Annotated in this window: 18 protein-coding genes; 8 read left to right on the top strand and 10 right to left on the bottom strand. The window is 65.8% G+C overall.

Features of this window, described 5'->3' with window-relative positions; all coding sequences use genetic code 11:
* A partial coding sequence (locus E8F06_RS03885; protein WP_280364412.1) for a transposase occupies nucleotides 1–216 on the bottom strand: 216 nt, incomplete at its 3' end.
* Between the two features lie 501 nt (nucleotides 217–717).
* Nucleotides 718–2,073 carry a 3-oxoacyl-ACP reductase gene (locus tag E8F06_RS03880; protein ID WP_280364409.1) on the bottom strand — a complete coding sequence of 452 codons (1,356 nt, stop codon included), beginning with the start codon at nucleotides 2,071–2,073 and terminating at the stop codon, nucleotides 718–720.
* Between the two features lie 164 nt (nucleotides 2,074–2,237).
* Between E8F06_RS03880 and E8F06_RS03875 the strand changes: the two genes are divergently transcribed.
* The gene (locus tag E8F06_RS03875; protein WP_280364407.1) at nucleotides 2,238–3,515 is read left to right on the top strand and encodes an acetyl-CoA C-acetyltransferase; all 1,278 of its coding nucleotides are present in this window, start codon (nucleotides 2,238–2,240) and stop codon (nucleotides 3,513–3,515) included.
* Between the two features lie 142 nt (nucleotides 3,516–3,657).
* On the opposite strand, the gene E8F06_RS03870 is transcribed toward E8F06_RS03875, so the two are convergent.
* Both E8F06_RS03870 and E8F06_RS03865 read right to left on the bottom strand, forming a co-directional pair.
* Nucleotides 3,658–3,957, bottom strand: coding sequence for a hypothetical protein (locus tag E8F06_RS03870; protein WP_280364405.1), 300 nt, complete (start codon nucleotides 3,955–3,957; stop codon nucleotides 3,658–3,660).
* 231 nt (nucleotides 3,958–4,188) lie between these two features.
* A complete protein-coding gene (locus E8F06_RS03865; protein ID WP_280364403.1) occupies nucleotides 4,189–5,193 on the bottom strand; it encodes a bile acid:sodium symporter family protein in 1,005 nt (334 codons plus the stop codon).
* An 81-nt stretch (nucleotides 5,194–5,274) separates the two neighbouring features.
* Between E8F06_RS03865 and E8F06_RS03860 the strand changes: the two genes are divergently transcribed.
* The gene (locus E8F06_RS03860) at nucleotides 5,275–6,063 is read left to right on the top strand and encodes a helix-turn-helix transcriptional regulator (RefSeq protein ID WP_280364400.1); all 789 of its coding nucleotides are present in this window, start codon (nucleotides 5,275–5,277) and stop codon (nucleotides 6,061–6,063) included.
* Between the two features lie 223 nt (nucleotides 6,064–6,286).
* On the opposite strand, the gene E8F06_RS03855 is transcribed toward E8F06_RS03860, so the two are convergent.
* Both E8F06_RS03855 and E8F06_RS03850 read right to left on the bottom strand, forming a co-directional pair.
* Nucleotides 6,287–6,568, bottom strand: coding sequence for a DUF2218 domain-containing protein (locus E8F06_RS03855; RefSeq protein WP_280364397.1), 282 nt, complete (start codon nucleotides 6,566–6,568; stop codon nucleotides 6,287–6,289).
* A gap of 11 nt (nucleotides 6,569–6,579) precedes the next feature.
* Nucleotides 6,580–7,221 carry an NAD(P)-dependent oxidoreductase gene (locus tag E8F06_RS03850; RefSeq protein ID WP_280364394.1) on the bottom strand — a complete coding sequence of 214 codons (642 nt, stop codon included), beginning with the start codon at nucleotides 7,219–7,221 and terminating at the stop codon, nucleotides 6,580–6,582.
* Between the two features lie 101 nt (nucleotides 7,222–7,322).
* Between E8F06_RS03850 and E8F06_RS03845 the strand changes: the two genes are divergently transcribed.
* The 4 genes from E8F06_RS03845 (at nucleotide 7,323) to E8F06_RS03830 (ending at nucleotide 10,804) form a co-directional block, all read left to right on the top strand.
* The gene (locus tag E8F06_RS03845; protein ID WP_280364392.1) at nucleotides 7,323–8,216 is read left to right on the top strand and encodes a LysR family transcriptional regulator; all 894 of its coding nucleotides are present in this window, start codon (nucleotides 7,323–7,325) and stop codon (nucleotides 8,214–8,216) included.
* A gap of 72 nt (nucleotides 8,217–8,288) precedes the next feature.
* Nucleotides 8,289–9,182 carry a PA4780 family RIO1-like protein kinase gene (locus tag E8F06_RS03840; protein ID WP_280364389.1) on the top strand — a complete coding sequence of 298 codons (894 nt, stop codon included), beginning with the start codon at nucleotides 8,289–8,291 and terminating at the stop codon, nucleotides 9,180–9,182.
* Between the two features lie 66 nt (nucleotides 9,183–9,248).
* Nucleotides 9,249–9,713 carry a bacterioferritin gene (gene bfr / locus E8F06_RS03835; RefSeq protein ID WP_280364386.1) on the top strand — a complete coding sequence of 155 codons (465 nt, stop codon included), beginning with the start codon at nucleotides 9,249–9,251 and terminating at the stop codon, nucleotides 9,711–9,713.
* A 188-nt stretch (nucleotides 9,714–9,901) separates the two neighbouring features.
* Nucleotides 9,902–10,804 carry an EamA family transporter gene (locus tag E8F06_RS03830; RefSeq protein WP_280364384.1) on the top strand — a complete coding sequence of 301 codons (903 nt, stop codon included), beginning with the start codon at nucleotides 9,902–9,904 and terminating at the stop codon, nucleotides 10,802–10,804.
* On the opposite strand, the gene cueR is transcribed toward E8F06_RS03830, so the two are convergent.
* The 3 genes from cueR to E8F06_RS03815 all read right to left on the bottom strand — a co-directional run bounded on the left by cueR (nucleotide 10,770) and on the right by E8F06_RS03815 (nucleotide 14,201).
* On the bottom strand, nucleotides 10,770–11,171 hold the full coding sequence (gene cueR / locus E8F06_RS03825) for a Cu(I)-responsive transcriptional regulator (RefSeq protein ID WP_280364381.1): 402 nt from the start codon (nucleotides 11,169–11,171) through the stop codon (nucleotides 10,770–10,772). The genes E8F06_RS03830 and cueR overlap by 35 nt on opposite strands.
* Before the next feature lie 179 nt (nucleotides 11,172–11,350).
* Nucleotides 11,351–13,735 (bottom strand): heavy metal translocating P-type ATPase, encoded by a 2,385-nt coding sequence (locus tag E8F06_RS03820; RefSeq protein ID WP_280364378.1) that lies wholly within the window; start codon nucleotides 13,733–13,735, stop codon nucleotides 11,351–11,353.
* A gap of 61 nt (nucleotides 13,736–13,796) precedes the next feature.
* On the bottom strand, nucleotides 13,797–14,201 hold the full coding sequence (locus E8F06_RS03815) for a hypothetical protein (RefSeq protein WP_280364376.1): 405 nt from the start codon (nucleotides 14,199–14,201) through the stop codon (nucleotides 13,797–13,799).
* A gap of 117 nt (nucleotides 14,202–14,318) precedes the next feature.
* Between E8F06_RS03815 and E8F06_RS03810 the strand changes: the two genes are divergently transcribed.
* Nucleotides 14,319–14,516, top strand: coding sequence for a cation transporter (locus E8F06_RS03810; RefSeq protein WP_069085773.1), 198 nt, complete (start codon nucleotides 14,319–14,321; stop codon nucleotides 14,514–14,516).
* Between the two features lie 121 nt (nucleotides 14,517–14,637).
* On the opposite strand, the gene E8F06_RS03805 is transcribed toward E8F06_RS03810, so the two are convergent.
* Complete coding sequence (locus E8F06_RS03805; RefSeq protein ID WP_280364374.1) at nucleotides 14,638–15,258, bottom strand: TetR family transcriptional regulator; 621 nt, start codon at nucleotides 15,256–15,258, stop codon at nucleotides 14,638–14,640.
* 147 nt (nucleotides 15,259–15,405) lie between these two features.
* Here E8F06_RS03805 and E8F06_RS03800 point away from each other — a divergent pair, with 147 nt between their 5' ends.
* A complete protein-coding gene (locus tag E8F06_RS03800; protein WP_280364372.1) occupies nucleotides 15,406–16,581 on the top strand; it encodes an efflux RND transporter periplasmic adaptor subunit in 1,176 nt (391 codons plus the stop codon).
* Nucleotides 16,582–16,588 lie beyond the last annotated feature (7 nt).

The following is a 16,588-nucleotide window of genomic DNA, read 5'->3' as shown; positions in this document are numbered from 1 at the left end:
CTCCTGGATTCGCCGCTGCTCCGGCGTCATGGCCTTGCCGTGTTCCGGCGTCTTGCCATGGCGCTCCAGGGTCAGTTGCTCGACCCAGCGCCGCATGGCAGTTGGGCCTACCCCCATCGCCTTACAGGCTGCCGGTATGGAATAGCCTTGATCCAGCACCAGGCTGGCGGCCTCAAGTTTGAATTCCGGACTGAATGATCTTCTGCTCATGAACACCTCTTGCTTGGGCGCAGCTTAACGCCCTATCGGGGTGTCCAGAATCATTAGGCCACTTCACCTGAGCCAGATATTTCAGGCGGGCGATTTTTCTGTGGGGGCGATTTCAATCGCTGAGCAGGCCGAAGGTCTGCCCTTCAGGGCCTCAGGGGAAAGCTGCGCTGTCCTTGGCGAATGAATTCGCCCCCACAAGGGGCTGTTCAGAGCCAGATGTTTCAGGTGGGTGATTTTCCTGTGGGGGCGATTTCAATCGCTGAGCAGGCCGAAGGTCTGCCCTTCAGGGCCTCAGGGGACAGCTGCGCTGTCCTTGGCGAATGAATTCGCCCCCACAAGGGGCTGTCCTGACCCAGGTGTTTCAGGAGGGCGATCTTCCTGTGGGGGCGATTTCAATCGCTGAGCAGGCCGAAGGTCTGCCTAGCAGAGCCTACTGGGGCAGCTGCGCTGCCCTTTGGCGAATGAATTCGCCCCTACAGGGGTTTGATTCGCGCCGGCTGCCTTGGCTCAGGCCCCCAACAGGCTCTGCCCACACACCCGCATCACCTGCCCGGTCAGGGCGCCGGAGCCCGGTTGGGCGAACCAGGCAACCGCCTCGGCCACGTCCTGGGGCAGGCCGCCCTGGTTCATGGAATTCATGCGCCGGCCGGCTTCGCGGATGGTGAGGGGGATGGCGGCGGTCATCTGGGTTTCGATGAAGCCCGGCGCCACGGCATTGATGCTGATGCCACGTTTGCCCAGTACCGGCGCCCAGTTCTGCGCGAGGCCGATGACGCCCGCCTTGCTTACCGCGTAGTTGGTCTGGCCCAGGTTGCCGGCAATGCCGCTGATGGAGGCGATCAGCACCACGCGGCCGTTGTCGTGCAGCTTGCCGGCGTCCAGCAGGGCCTGGGTGAGGACCTGCGGGGCGCGCAGGTTGACGTTGATCACCGAATTCCAGAAGTCGTCGCTCATCTTGGCGAGGGTCTTGTCGCGGGTGATGCCGGCGTTGTGCACGAGGATATCCACGCCATCCGGCAGCGCGTCCACCAGCTGGCCGGCGGCCTCTTCGGCGGTGATGTCCATGGCCACGCCACGACCACCCAGGCGCGCGGCCAGGCCGGCGAGGGCGTCCTTCGCCTGGGGTACGTCCAGCAGGATCACCTCGGCCCCGTCGCGCGCCAGGGTTTCCGCGATGGCGGCGCCGATGCCCCGGGAGGCGCCGGTGACCAGCGCGCGCTTGCCGGCGAGCGGGCGGGTCCAGTCCTGCACCTGCTCGGCGCAGGCGGTCAGGCGCAGCACCTGGGCGGACACGTAGGCGCTCTTCGGCGAGAGGAAGAAGCGCAGCGTGCCTTCCAGTTGGTCCTCGGCACCCTTGCCCACATAGATGAGTTGGACGTTGCCGCCCTGGCGGATTTCCTTGCCCAGCGAGCGGGTGAAGCCTTCCAGGGAACGCTGCACGCTGGCGGCTACCAAGTCCTTGGTGGCTTCCGGGGCGCGGGCCAGGACCACCACTTTCGGGCACTTGCCCAGGCCCTTGATGGCCGGCTGGAAGAAGTCGCGCAGCTCGATCAGTTGCTCGAAGCGGGTCAGGCCGCTGGCATCGAAGATCAGCGCCTTGAGTTTCGGGCCGTGCTCGGCGGTCCAGCGCGGCAGGCCGAAGCGGCCGTCTTCGTCCGCAAAACTCTGGTCGGTGAGCTTGTTCAGCACGGCGCTGGCGGCTTCGGCCAGGCTGCCTGAACCGCCGATCAGCAGGGCACCATCCACCGGTCGAGCGCGGCCCGCCATCCAGCGCTCCAGGCGCACCGGCGCCGGCAGGCCGAGGGCGCAAACCAGGCGCCGGCCGGTATTGGAGTTGGCGAAGGCGAGGTAACGGTCGTTCATGGGATAGCGCTCCTGCTGGACAATCGAAAGTGGGCCCACTCTACGCAGACGCAGGTTGCGCGCAATTGACCGCGCTGACCTGCCAGCCGGCAAGGCGGCCAATCCAGGCGTCTAGTCTTGTAGCCGACACTGCAACCTGCAAACCCTCATCGCAAGGAGTCACCATGGCCCAGCTTCGCCGGGTCGCCATCGTCGGCGGCAACCGCATCCCCTTCGCCCGCTCCAATACCGTCTACGCCACGGCGAGCAACCAGGACATGCTGACCAGCGCCCTCGAAGGCCTGGTGGAACGCTTCAACCTCCATGGCGTGCGCGTAGGGGAGTTCGCGGCGGGCGCGGTGCTCAAGCACTCCCGCGACTTCAACCTGGCGCGCGAATGCGTGCTGGGCTCGCGCCTGGCGCCGGAAACTCCGGCCTACGACATCCAGCAAGCCTGCGGTACCGGCCTGGAGGCGGCGATCCTGGTGGCCAACAAGATCGCCCTGGGGCAGATCGAGTGCGGCATCGCCGGCGGCGTGGACACCACTTCCGATGCGCCCATCGGCGTGCACGAGGAGCTGCGCAAGATCCTGCTGGAGGCCAATCGCGGCAAGACCACCGGCGACAAGATCAAGACCCTGCTGAAGGTGCGCCCGCGCCACCTGGCGCCGCATATTCCGCGCAACGGTGAGCCGCGCACCGGGTTGTCCATGGGCGAGCACTGCGAGCTGATGGCGCAGACCTGGGCCATCCCCCGTGATGAGCAGGACCAACTCGCCGTCGCCAGCCACCAGAAGCTGGCGGCAGCCTATGCCGAAGGCTGGCAGAACGACCTGATGAGCCCTTTCCGTGGTCTGAACCGCGACCAGAACCTGCGCCCGGACATCGACCCTGCGAAGTTGGCGAGCCTGAAACCGGTGTTCGAGCGCGGCCCGCGCGGCACCTTGACGGCGGCCAACTCCACACCGCTCACCGATGGTGCCTCGGTGGTGCTGCTGGCCAGCGAGGAATGGGCCAAGGCGCGCGGGCTGCCGATCCTCGCCTACTTCAAGGATGGCGAAGCGGCGGCGGTGGATTTCGTCGGCGGCAAGGAGGGGCTGCTGATGGCGCCGGCTTATGCCGTGCCGCGCCTGCTCGCGCGCAATGGCCTGACGCTGCAGGATTTCGATTTCTACGAGATTCACGAAGCCTTCGCCGCCCAGGTGCTCTGCACCCTCAAGGCCTGGGAAGACGCCGAGTACTGCAAGACCCGCCTCGGCCTGGACAAGCCGCTGGGCTCCATCGACCACGGCAAGCTGAACGTCAAGGGCAGCTCTCTGGCCGCCGGACATCCCTTCGCCGCCACTGGCGGGCGCATCGTCGCCAACCTGGCCAAGCTGCTTTCGGTGGCGGGCGAGGGGCGCGGGCTCATCTCGATTTGCGCCGCAGGTGGCCAAGGTGTGACCGCGATCCTCGAAAAGTAATCCAATACCCGTGGCGGCAAGTCATCGCCGCCACGCGATGTAAGCAACTCCGTGATTTAGGGCGGCCCGCAATGTCGGGGCCGCCCTTTTTTTTGCCCCGCAGAAACCCTTGCCGGCCCGCGTCCTGCGGAGGGTGAGGGCCTTAACCGTCCACCAGCACGCCACCCCTGACGACCTTGACCTGATGGTGGCGCTCCAGGCGCACCGGGTCGCGGCCGGTGATGCTCCAGCCCTGCTCCAGCAATGTGTCGATGTGTTTGCGCATGGCGTGTAGGCTGCGCCGTTCCGTCGGCACATCGCGGCGACGCTTGAGTACGACCCATTGCCCTGCCACGTACTCAATCCAGGGTTGTTCGTTGCGGTCGGTCGTGGGCACCACCCGTCCCTTGAGGGCGGCTTCGGGAAGCAGCTCGGGGTCGTACAGCAGTCTGGGGTCAGTCATTCGAAAGCACCTCCCTATTGCACGATTGCGTTCGGACGCATGCAGCCGTCCTGGCCTGCAACTGGGTGCAGCGCAGTTGCCCCCGCTATGGAGCAACGGCTGTGCCAGAAGTGCACAGGCGCTCTGCAATGAGGCTGGCGCGCGGGAAGTGGCGTCGGGCATTGACGCGAGTGGGGAATGCCACCCAGAAGTGGGGCCACCCCCACCCCCAGTGGGGGCGAGGGTGGAGGATCAGGCGGTGCTGGCCGCCAGGGCCCGGCCGTGCAGGGAATATCGCTCGGCCATGACCGCGCAGACGATCAGCTGCATCTGGTGGTAGAGCATGATCGGCAGCAGGATCAGGCCCAGCGCCGGGCTGGCGCCGAAGATGATGGCGGCCATCGGTGCGCCGGCGGCCAGGGACTTCTTGGTGGCGCAGAACACCGCGGCGATCTCGTCTTCATGGTTGAAGCCCAGGCTCCGGGCGGAACGGGTGGTCAGCCAGAGCATCAGCGCCAGCAGCAGGGCACAGCCGACGAAGGCCACCACCAGGGTTTCCGGTCCTTGCTGTTGCCAGACGCCACCGGCCACCGAGTCGCTGAAGGAGGCGAACACCAGCAGCAGGATCACCAGCTTGTCGAAGATCCCGGTGTAGCGCTTGTAGCGGGCGAAGAATTTGCCCCACAGCGGCCGCAGCGCCTGGCCGAGCACCAGCGGCAGGAGCAGCAGCAGGCTGAGGTCGAGCAGGGTCTGGCCGAGGTCGATACCGCCGTTGGCGTCGGCCACCAGGCTGATCAGCCAGGGCGTCAGGAACACCCCCAGCAGGCTCGACAGGCTGGCATTGAGGATGGCCGCCGGTACGTTGCCACCGGCGCTGCCGGTCAGGGCCACGGACGAGGAAATGGTCGAGGGCAGGGCGCAGAGGTAGAAGAAGCCCAGCATCAAGGCGGGCGGCACCTGGCCGCCCAGCAGCTTGTTCGCCGCCAGCCAGAACAGCGGGAAGATGGCGAAGGTGAAGATCTGCACCATCACGTGCAGGCGCCAGTTACCCAGGCCCTTCCTGATCTGCTCGGTGGACAGGTTGATGCCGTGGAGGAAAAACACCAGGAACACCCCGGCGTTGATCAGGCTGCCGGCATGCAGGGTGCCGCCGTGCTTGCCGACATTGGGGAACAGCCAGGCGAGGGTGACCGCCAGCAGCATGCCGCCGAGGAACCAGTCGGTGAACAGCCGTTTCAGGGGTTTGAGTGCTGACATGGGGCCTCCAAAATCGCGCGAACTTGAGGCCGGAGACTAACGGGCGCAGAATCCGACCGTCTAACGACATGAGATCAACATATGTCGCCAAACGGACAAATCGACCTGCAACGCCAGATTCCCCGGCTCGAGCAGTTGCCCCGCCCCCTCTATGCCCGCGCGGAAAGCCTGCGTGCTGGCTCCTGGACGGCCCGTCACACCCACGACTGGGTGCAGCTTTCCTATGCCATCAGTGGCGTGCTCGGTGTGCATACCGCCGAGGGCAGCTATTACGCGCCACCGCACTGGGCGGTGTGGGTGCCAGCCGGGCTGGAGCATGAGGTGGTGACGTCGATGAACGCCGAGATGCGCAGTCTCTACGTGCGTCGCGATGCCAGCGCCTGGGCTCCCGAGCGCTGCCGGGTGCTGGAAGTGACGCCGTTGGCGCGGGAGCTGATCAAGGCCTTCTGTGAGCTGCCGGTGGAGTACCCCGAGGGCGAAAGCGCCGAGGCGCGGCTGGTTAGCGTGCTGCTGGACCAGTTGCGAGCCTTGCCGGAGGCGGGGTTCTCCCTGCCGATGCCGGCTGAGCCCCGCCTATTGCGGTTGTGCAGCGAACTGGTGGCCCAGCCGGATCTCGGTCACAGCCTGGGGGAGTGGGCGGCGCGGCTGAACACCTCGGAGAAGACCCTGACCCGTGCCTTCCAGCGCGAGACGGGACTGAGCTTTCGCCAGTGGCGGCAACGCCTGCGCTTGCTCGCCGCACTGCAGCCCCTGGAGAGCGGTGCCAGCGTTACCGAAGTGGCGCTGGCCAGCGGGTATGAATCGCCGTCGGCGTTCATTGCTGCATTCAAGGGCTTGTTCGGCGTGACGCCTGGTGAGTTGTTTCGGTAGGTGCAGGCGATGGATCGTGCATTTGTGGGGGCGATTTCAATCGCTAGGGCGGCGTAGCCGCCCCAATAGATTCCAGGGCAGTCCTTCGGCCTGCTTAGCGAATGAATTCGCCCCCACAGTTCGTAGGATGGGTGGAGCGGAGCGATACCCATGCGGACAGGGCTGATGGGTATCGCAAGCTCCACCCATCCTACGGGGCTCGAATGAATTCACCCCACAGGGATCATCTCCACACGAGCGTCAGCTCCTCCTGCCAGGCCACGCGCACGAAGTGGCTGCCGACGATGTCCTTCAGGCGCTCCAGGCCTTCGGTGTTCTGGCTTTCCACGGCCAGGCTCAGGCCGTCACCTTCGGCGCGGAGCAGGCCGAGGCCCAGGTCGAACTCGATGCGGCCCTGCTGTTCGTCGTAGCTCACCGGCACGCGGTGGGCGAAGTGTTTGCACAGGCGGGTGATGTAGCGCGCCGGGGTGGCGGTGGTGACATGGGCGGATGCGGTCAGGGTCATGGGCGTGCTCCTCAGTAACCGACGGTGAAGCGTTGGCGGATGTGCTGGGGCTGTTCCAACTCGTCGACGATGGCCACGGCAAGGTCGGCCACGCTGATGCGCGCCGGGTGTTCGCCGCTCATCAGCAACTGGTCGCCGCCGACGCGGAAGCGGCCGCTACGCTCGCCCGGTTCCAGCAGGGCGGGCGGGGAGATGAAGGACCAGTCCAGGCCCTGTTCCTCGCGGATCAGGTTGAGTGCCTGGCGCGCGCCTTCCGCGCCTTCCTTGTACTCGGCGGGGAAGTCTGGCGTGTCGATCAGTTGCAGATTCGGTGCGACGTACAGGCTGCCGGCACCGCCGACCACCAGCAGGCGCTTGATGCCGGCCTGCTTGACCCCGGCGAAGATGGCGCGGGTGCCTTCGATGAACAGTTCGCGAATCCGCGCTTCGCCCCAGCCGGGGTTGAAGGCGTGGACCACTGCGTCATGCCCGGCGACGGCCTGGGCGATGGCCGCGGCGTCATAGGCATCGCCTTTCACGGCGGTGAGGCTGGTGTGCTGGGGCAGTTTTTCCGGGTGGCGGACGATGGCGGTCACCTGGTGGCCGCGTTGCAGGGCTTCGCTGAGGACAGCGGAACCGACGAATCCGGTGGCGCCGATCAGGGCGATTTTCATGTGCGTCTCCATGGCAGGTTGCGAGGTGACGCATAATCGCTGCTGGATAATCAGCGGAAAAAGTGCCGAAAGGTGCTTTCACAATTAAGCGGAGCTTACGAATGGAGCAGCTCAAGCGCATGGCGGTATTTGCCACGGTGGTGGAGCGCGGCAGCATGGTGGCGGCGGCGGAAGTGCTGGGCATGACGGCCTCGGCGGTCAGCCAGCAGATCCGCAAGCTGGAGGAGGAAACCCAGGTCAGCCTGCTGCACCGCACCACCCGCAAGCTGACCCTGACCGAGGCCGGCGCGGTGTTCTACAAGAGCTGCGCCCAGGTGCTGGAGTTGGCGCAGCAGGCCGAGCAGCGGCTGGCCGAACTGCGCGATGCGCCGGTGGGCGAATTGCGCATCGCCGCCCCCGTGGGCTTTTCCAACGGCATGCTGACCGAGGCCCTGGCGCCGCTGCTGGAGGCCCATCCGGGGTTGAGCCTGCAGCTGTTCTTCCATGACGAACAGATCGACCTGGTGGAGCAGCGTATCGATCTCGCCATCCGCGTCGGCCGCCAGGAGGATTCCAGCCTGGTGGCCCGTCACCTCGCCGACTGGCCGGCGGTGCTCTGCTGCGCGCCGGCTTATCTGGCCCGCAGCGGCCCGATCCAGCGTCCCGAACAATTGCTGGAGCTGGACTGGATCAGCCTCAACGGCGAGCGCCAGCAGCATCAACTGACCTTCACCGGCCCCGGCGGTGAGCAGCAACGGCTGCGCCTGGAGCCGCGCGTGGGTTGCAACAACATCCTCGCGGTGCGCAGCTTCACCCTGGCCGGGCTTGGCCTGTCGCTGCAGCCGGAGCCGGAAGTCCGCGAGGAACTGGCCAGCGGCCGCTTGCTGGCGCTGTTGCCGGAGTGGCAGCCGACGCCGGTGGGGCTGTATATCGTCACCCCGCGCCGTGATGCCCTGCCGGCCAAGGTGCGCTATGGGATAGAGGCGCTTCGTCGCGGTCTTTCACGGCGTGGATAGCCGCCGCTGCCCGCATGCCGTATAACGTCGGCCCATTCTCTCCTCTCCTTTGAAGGCACCCGCAGCACCTGCATGAAGACCCCGAAGCGCCTCGAGCCATTGCTGGAAGATGGCCTGATCGATGAAGTCCTGCGTCCGCTGATGAGCGGCAAGGAAGCCTCCGTGTATGTCGTGCGCTGCGGCAGCGAGCTGCGTTGCGCCAAGGTTTACAAGGAGGCCAACAAGCGCGGTTTCCGCCAGGCCGCCGAGTACCAGGAGGGCCGCAAGGTCCGCAACAGCCGCGATGCCCGCGCCATGGCCAAGGGCTCGAAGTACGGCCGCCGCGAGCGCGAGGAGACCTGGCAGAACGCCGAGGTGTCGGCGCTGTTCCGTCTGGCCAATGCGGGTGTCCGGGTGCCCAAGCCCTACGACTTCCTCGACGGCGTGCTGCTGATGGAACTGGTCAGCGATGGCGAGGGCGATGCCGCACCGCGCCTGAACGATGTCGACCTGACGCCTGAGGATGCCCGCGAATTCCATGCCTTCATGATCGGCGAGATCGTGAAGATGCTCTGCGCGGGTCTGGTGCATGGCGACTTGTCCGAGTTCAACGTGCTGCTAGACCCCTACGGCCCGGTGATCATCGACCTGCCCCAGGCAGTGGACGCTGCTGGCAACAACCACGCCTTCCGCATGTTGGAGCGTGATGTCGGCAACATGGCGGCCTATTTCGGGCAATTCGCCCCCGAGTTGCTGTATACCCGGTACGCCAAGGAAATGTGGGCGCTCTTCGAGGAAGGCAAGCTGACCCCGGAATCCCCGCTCACCGGTCACTTCGACGAGCCCGAAGACGCCGCCGATCTGGATGCCGTGATGCGCGAGATCAAGGCGGCCCTGGCCGATGAAGCCCGGCGCCAGGCGGCGCTTACCGAACAGGACGCGCCGGAAGTACGGGAAGAGCCTGAGCCACCGTGGATGCGCGGCTGAGCCGCACTTGACCAGTTCGGGGCGGCGCACGATCCTTGCTCATTGGTTTTTTCAGGAGATGGACAGATGCAAGGTCAAGCCGAAGTGGTGGAGTACCTAAAGGACCTGTTGCGCGGCGAGCTGGCTGCCCGTGACCAGTACTTCCTGCATTCGCGGATGTACCAGGACTGGGGCTTCAACAAGCTCTTCGAGCGCATCAACCACGAGATGGAAGAAGAGACCCAGCACGCCGATGCGTTGCTGCAGCGCATCCTCTTCCTCGAAGCCACCCCGGACATGCGCCCGCGCACTATCCATCCCGGCCACACCGTACCGGACATGCTGCGCGCCGACCTCAAGCTGGAATACGAAGTACGCGCCGCACTGAGCAAGGGCATCACCCTGTGCGAGAAGCACAAGGACTACATGAGCCGCGACATCCTCGCCGCCCAGCTCAAGGACACCGAAGAAGATCACGCCTATTGGCTGGAACAGCAGCTTGGCCTGATCGACCGCATCGGCCTGGAGAACTACCTGCAGTCGCAGGCGTGAGGGTTTCAGGTTGAAAGAAAGGGCCGCGCTTGCGGCCCTTTTTCTTTGGGCGTCGTTCCGACGCCATTCGCGAATGAATTCGCCCCCACAAGTCCCCATACAGCCCACCACAGTTTTCCCCGGAATCTGTATCCATACATTTCAGCGCCCTGCTGCTAGCGTGTGCCCCAATTCCCGGAGCCCTTGCCATGCCTCTCCCGCACATTCTCCTGGCCCTACTGGTCACCCTGATCTGGGGCGTCAATTTCGTGTTCATCAAGGTCGGCCTGGAGGACTTCCCGCCGCTGCTGTTCTGCGCCCTGCGCTTCGCCCTCGCGGCGCTGCCGCTGCTGTTCCTGCGTGGGCCGATGCCGGCGCCGTTCTGGCGCATCGTGCAGATTGGAGTGCTGCTCGGGGTGATCAAGTTCGGCATCCTGTTCGTGGGCATGCACATGGGGATGCCGGCGGGGCTGTCGTCGCTGGTGCTGCAGAGCCAGGTGTTCTTCACCATTCTGCTTGCCGCCCTGTTCCTCGGCGAGCGCCCCAGCCGCCGGAGCCTGATGGGTCTGGTGCTGGCGGCCTCTGGACTGGTGCTGATCGGGATCGACCGGCCGATGGGGAATAGCCTGGTGGCGTTCATGATGGTGATCGCCGCAGCGTTGGCCTGGGCTTTCTCCAACATCGCCACCAAGCGCAGCGGTGCGACGGACATGTTGCGGCTGATCTGCTGGGTCAGCCTGATCCCGCCGTTACCGCTGCTGGCGCTTTCCTATCTGCTGGAGGGGCCGGAGGCCATAGTGGCGGCCCTGACCCATCCCAGCTGGGGCGGGATTGGCGCGCTGCTCAACGTCGCCTTCCTCGCCACCACCGTCGGCTACGGCCTGTGGAGTTTCCTGCTGCATCGCTACCCGGCCAGCCTGGTGACACCCTTCGCCCTCGCGGTGCCGGTATCCGGCCTGCTGGCCGGCTGGCTGTTGCTGGGCGAAGAACTCAGCACGAGCGGCTGGCTCGCCTGCGTACTGGTGTTCACCGGCCTCGCGATCACGGTGCTGCCCAAGTCGGTGATCGATCGTGTCTTCAGTGGCAGCAGCCGCCTGACTCCAAGTCCTTGAGGATCGGGCAGTCCGGGCGGTGGTCGCCCTGGCAGTGATCCACCAGTTCCTGCAGGGTGTCACGCAGGCCGGCCAGTTCGGCGATCTTGCGGTTCAGCGCCTCGATATGGTCGCGGGCCAGGGACTTCACGTCGGCGCTGGCGCGTTGGCGGTCCTGCCAGAGCTCCAGCAGCCGGCCCACCTCCTCCAGTGAGAACCCCAGGTCCCGCGAGCGCTTGATGAAGGCCAGTGTGTGCAGGTCCTGGTTGCTGTACTGGCGGTAGCCGCTGTCGCTGCGTCCCGCTTCCGGCAGCAGCCCGATGCCTTCGTAGTAGCGGATCATCTTGGAGGTCAGCCCGCTTTTTTTCGCGGCTTGGCCGATGTTCATACCGATTTCCTCTCTTGTGCACGCGCTCGACCGTAGGAGCGAGCTTGCTCGCGAACCTTCGCCAGCAAGCTGGCTCCTACAGGAGCGCACCAGCTCGTAGGGTGGGCTTCAGCCCACCGGAGAGTCCGTTCGTGGGCTGAAGCCCACCCTACAAAACACGGTGCCAATTTGCGGAAGCATCATTCTTCCGGCTTCCAGGTTTTCAGCAGCAGGGCGTTGCTCACCACGCTGACACTGGACAGCGCCATGGCCGCGCCCGCCACCACGGGGCTGAGCAGGCCGGCAGCGGCCAGGGGAATGCCGACCAGGTTGTAGATGAAGGCCCAGAACAGGTTCTGGCGGATCTTCGCATAGGTGCGCCGGGAGATATCCAGGGCCGCTGGCACCAGGCGCGGATCGCCGCGCATCAGGGTAATACCGGCCGCATGCATCGCCACATCCGTGCCGCCGCCCATGGCGATGCCGACGTCGGCCGCGGCCAGGGCCGGGGCGTCGTTGATACCGTCGCCGACCATGGCGACCACGGCGCCCTTGGCTTTGAGCTCGGCTACGGTGGCGGCCTTGTCTGCTGGCAGCACTTCGGCATGCACCGACTCGATGCCCAGCGCTTCGGCCACCACCCGCGCGCTGCCACGGTTGTCGCCGGTGATCAGGTGGCTGTGGATGGCGCGGTCACGCAGGGCCGTCACGGCGTCAGCCGCACCGTCCTTCAGGGTGTCGCCGAAGGCGAACAGGCCCAGCACGCGGCGCTCCGGTTCCAGTTCCAGCAGCCAGGACAGGGTGCGCCCTTCGGCTTCCCAGGCCTTGGCGTGATTGGCCAGGTCGCCGGCCGGGAGTTTCTGCTCGTCCAGCAGGCGACGGTTGCCGAGGGCCAGCAGCCGGCCGTTCACCCGGCCCTGGATGCCGCGTCCGGCCAGGGCCTGGCTCGCGTCCACCGTGGGGGCTTCGAGGTTGCGTTCGGCGCAGGCATCCAGCACCGCCTTGGCCAGCGGGTGCTCGCTGCCGCGCTGCAGGGCCCCGGCCAGTTGCAGCAATTCGCCTTCGTCGCCGTTCAACGCCGCCAGGTGGGCAATGCGCGGGCTGCCGGAGGTCAGGGTGCCGGTCTTGTCGAAGGCCACCGCTTGCACCGCGTGAGCGACTTCCAGGGCTTCGGCGTCCTTGATCAGGATGCCGTGACGTGCAGCGACGCCGGTACCGGCCATGATCGCGGTGGGGGTAGCCAGGCCCAGGGCGCAGGGGCAGGCAATCACCAGCACGGCCACAGCGTTGATCAACGCCGTTTCGACGCCGGCCCCGGCCAGCAGCCAGCCCACCAGGGTGGCGAAGGCGATGAGCAGGACCGCCGGGACGAACACCTGGCTGACCTTGTCCACCAGCTTCTGGATCGGCGCCTTGGCTGCCTGGGCGTCTTCCACCAGGCGGATGATCCGCGCCAGCACGGTTTCGCCGCCGAGGGCCGTGGTGCGCACCAGAAGCCGGCCTTCGCCATTGATGGCACCAGCGGTGACGCGGTCGCCGGGCTGCTTCGGTACCGGCAGGCTTTCACCGCTGATCAGGGCTTCATCGGCGTGGCTTTGGCCCTCGCTGACTTCGCCGTCGGCCGGGAAACGTTCGCCAGGCTTCACCACCAGCAGGTCGCCCAGTTGCAGGGCGGCGATGCCCACTTCTTCCTCGCGACCCTCGCGCAGGCGGGTGGCACGTTCCGGCCGCAGGGCCTCCAGGGCGCGAATCGCGGCGCTGGTCTGGCGCTTGGCGCGGCTTTCCAGGTACTTGCCCAGCAACACCAGGGCGATCACCACCGCCGAGGCTTCGAAATACAGGTGCGGCATCTGGCCGGGTTGTGCGGCCCACCACTGGTAGAGGCTCAGGCCATAACCGGCGCTGGTGCCGATGGCCACCAACAGGTCCATGTTGCCGGCACCGGCCTTCACGGCCTTCCAGGCGGCGCGATAGAAGCGTGCACCGAGGATGAATTGCACCGGCGTCGCCAGGACGAACTGTACCCAGGCCGGCAGCATCCAGTGCCCGCCGAACCATTCCAGCAGCATGGGCACCACCAGCGGCAGGGCGAGGGCGAGGGCGAGCAGTACCGCCCAGCGCTCACGGCTCAGGCGGGCCTCGGCGTCATCGACCGGGGGCCGGGTTTCATCCACCAGGCTGGCGCTGTAGCCGGCGCCTTCCACGGCCTGGATCAGGGCGGAGCTGTCGGGCTGGCCGAACAGCTCCAGATGGGCGCGTTCGCTGGCCAGGTTCACGCTTACCTGCGCTACACCCGGCACCTTGCGCAGCGCGCGCTCCACGCGACCGGCGCAACTGGCGCAGGTCATGCCGCCGATGGCGAGTTCCAGGCGCTGGGCGGGAACCTGATAACCGGCCGCCTCGACGGCCGCCACCAGGGCCGGCAGGCTATCGCCGGGGGCTTCGACGCGGGCCTGTTCAGTGGCCAGGTTGACGCTGGCGGTCTGCACGCCCGGCACCTTGGCCAGGGCACGCTCGACCCGTCCAGTGCAGCTGGCACAGGTCATTCCGCTGATGGGCAGATCGATGGAAATCGACTGGGTCATGGGTTGATCCTCCTAATCTGCGAACTAGGATCAACCTTGACACAAGGGTAAGGTCAAGCGGTCATTGCACCGCTGTGGTCGGCACCAGGTACAGGCCTTCGGTGCTCTGCGCGAGACGGTACTTGCGCACCTCTCCGGCCCCCAGGGTGATGGTCTGCTGGCGCAATTGCTCGATGCCTGGCTTGCAGCGACCCGGTCCGAGCAGGCTGAGACGGATCGACACGGGCCCCGGCGGCAGGTTGAAGGACACGATCTGCCCCTGTACCAGCCGCGCGGCCAACTGATCTTCCAGATAGAGACCGACGTCGCAGGCGGTGGCGAGCTCGATGCGCTCGCGGGAGATGATCAGCACGCCGTAGTCGATCGGCGGCTGGGCCTGGGCCAGCAAGGGCGCGGCCAGCAGGGCCAGAAGGGCAGGGCGGAAGCCGTACATGGCGGGAATCTCCTGCGAGGTGGACAGCACCATTCTAGTTCCACGGAATGAACCCGTCGGTGCGGATGGAGGCTGCAAAAAGGCCTATTGACCTTGCCATGGTGGGAAGGATGAGACTGGCTCCAGTTTCCACTCGAAAGGAGAACGACCATGCAGGTATTCAAGGTTCAAGGCATGTCCTGCGGCCATTGCGTCCGCGCCATTACCCAGGCCGTGCAGGCCCGTGACCAGGCTGCCGAAGTGCAGGTGGACCTGGCGGCGGGTGAAGTCCGGGTCGCCAGTCGGTTGGCGGAAGAGCAGGTGCTGGAGGCGATCCGCGAAGAGGGTTATCAGGCCGAGGCGGCCTGAAGCCTGCTCCTTGTGGGGGTGATTTCAATCGCAAAGCGGACCGCAGGTTCGCCACTTGGGTCTCGTGGGGCGGCAGCGCCGCCCTTGGCGAATGAATTCGCCCCTACACGCAAATTTCGAATCAGTCCCAATCCTTCACCAACCCGCGGAACAGTGCGTCCACCATGGGTTCGGCATCCGTCAGCGGGTCGAACAGCGTCGGGTCGCGGGTCCAGTCACTGAACAGACCGATCACCAGGCCGTGCACCGCACGGGAAGCCTGTAACGACGTGATGCCCGGGCGCAGGCGTTCGCGGCAGGGCGCCCGTGCGAACAGGGCATCACACAGCTGGATGAACTGGTCGACGAAGGCGTAATGGCGCTCTTCGGCCTCACGCAATTCCTCGGTGAATTCGCAGCGGTGCAGCAGGATGTTGAAGATCCGCTGGCGCTGCTCGTCCCGCGCCAGATTGATGATGGCCTCCAGGCACAGGTCGCGTAGCGACAGCATCGGGTCCTGCCCGTTGCAGCCGCCGAGGCGGTCGATCATCTGCTCCTGGGGCAGGCGCACCTGGGACAGCATTTCGTGGAACAGGTGCGCCTTGTTCTGGAAATGCCAGTAAACGGCACCCCGCGTCACGCCGGCGGCACGGGCTATCTGCTCAAGCGACGTGTGCGCCACACCGTTTTCCAGGAACAAGTGTTCGGCTGCGACCAGGATCGCACCGCGGGTTTTCTCTGCTTCTTCTTTCGTTCTGCGCATAGCAGTTGGGCCAATACTGTCTAGGCTTCTTGTTTGGGGGTCGGAGTTTACCGATTTTGCGTGGTAAACAATCATTTACATACATATATGGATGTAGAGTTCCGCTCCTGTTCTTTTTGCCAGTTCGGCACCGTATGGAGACACCTTATGCCGTTTGTTCGCAGCCTTCCCTTTAGCCTTGCACTAATCGCCGCAAGCGCCAGTTTTGCTGGATTAGCTGGTGCCGCCGATGCTCCGGGAGGTGCACCGCCTGCCCCGGAAGTGGTCGTGGAGACCGCCAAGGCCGCGCCGCTGCCGTTGGTCCTGGAGTACGCCGGGCGCACTGCGGGCTATCGCGAGGTGGAAGTGCGGGCCCAGGTGAGCGGCATCCTCCAGCAACGCACCTACACCGAAGGCAGCCGGGTGAAGCAGGGCGAGATCCTGTTCCGCATCGATCCGCGTACCTACGAAGCAGCCTTGGCGCGGGCCAAGGGCGCCCTGGCACAGGAACAGGCGCGCTACCGCCAGACCGAACGTGATCTGAAACGTACCCGTGAACTGCAGAAGAAGGGCTACGCCAGCGAGAGCGAGCTGGACAACGCGATTTCCAACTTCGAACAGAGCAAGGCCAACGTCGAAGCCGCCCAGGCCGAGGTGAAAGCCCGTCAGATCGACCTCGACTACACCACAGTGGAAGCGCCCATCTCCGGCATGACCAGCAAGGAGACCCGTTCCGAGGGCAGCCTCATCGTGGCGGGCGACCCGAATGGCAGCTTGCTCACCCAGCTCACCCAGCTCGACCCCATCTACGTCAACTTCGCCTACCCGGATACCGAGGCCGAGCGCCTGCGTGACGGCGTGAAGAACGGCAAGATCGAACTGCCCCACGATGGCCTGCTGAGCGCCGACCTCAAGTTCGGCGACGGTTCCACCTACCCACTATCCGGTCGCGTGGACTTCACCGACAGCTTCGTCAATACCGGCACCGGCACCGTCAGCGCCCGCGCGGTGGTGCCCAACCCCGAGCAGAAGTTGCTGCCCGGCATGTTCGTGCGTGTCCTGGTGAAGGGCTTCACCCGCCCGCAGGCCATCACCCTGCCCGAGCGCGCCCTGGCCCAGGGGCCGCGCGGCACCTTCGTCTATGTGGTCGACAAGGACAGCATGGCGCGGGTGCGCCAGGTGAAGACCGGGGATACCCGTGATGGCCGCTGGGTGATCGAGTCCGGCGTTTCCGCCGGCGACCGCGTGATAGTCGAAGGCCTGCCCAAGGTACGCCCCGACTCGCCGGTGAAGGCGGTGGAGGCCAGCAAGGCCGCCGCCGAACAAGCTTCCAAGCAATCTTGAGGAGCGC

The organism is Pseudomonas sp. BN411 (genome assembly GCF_029871235.1).
In the GTDB taxonomy this organism is placed as follows: Bacteria; Pseudomonadota; Gammaproteobacteria; order Pseudomonadales; family Pseudomonadaceae; genus Metapseudomonas.
This window is presented reverse-complemented; position numbering and strand designations above follow the sequence as displayed.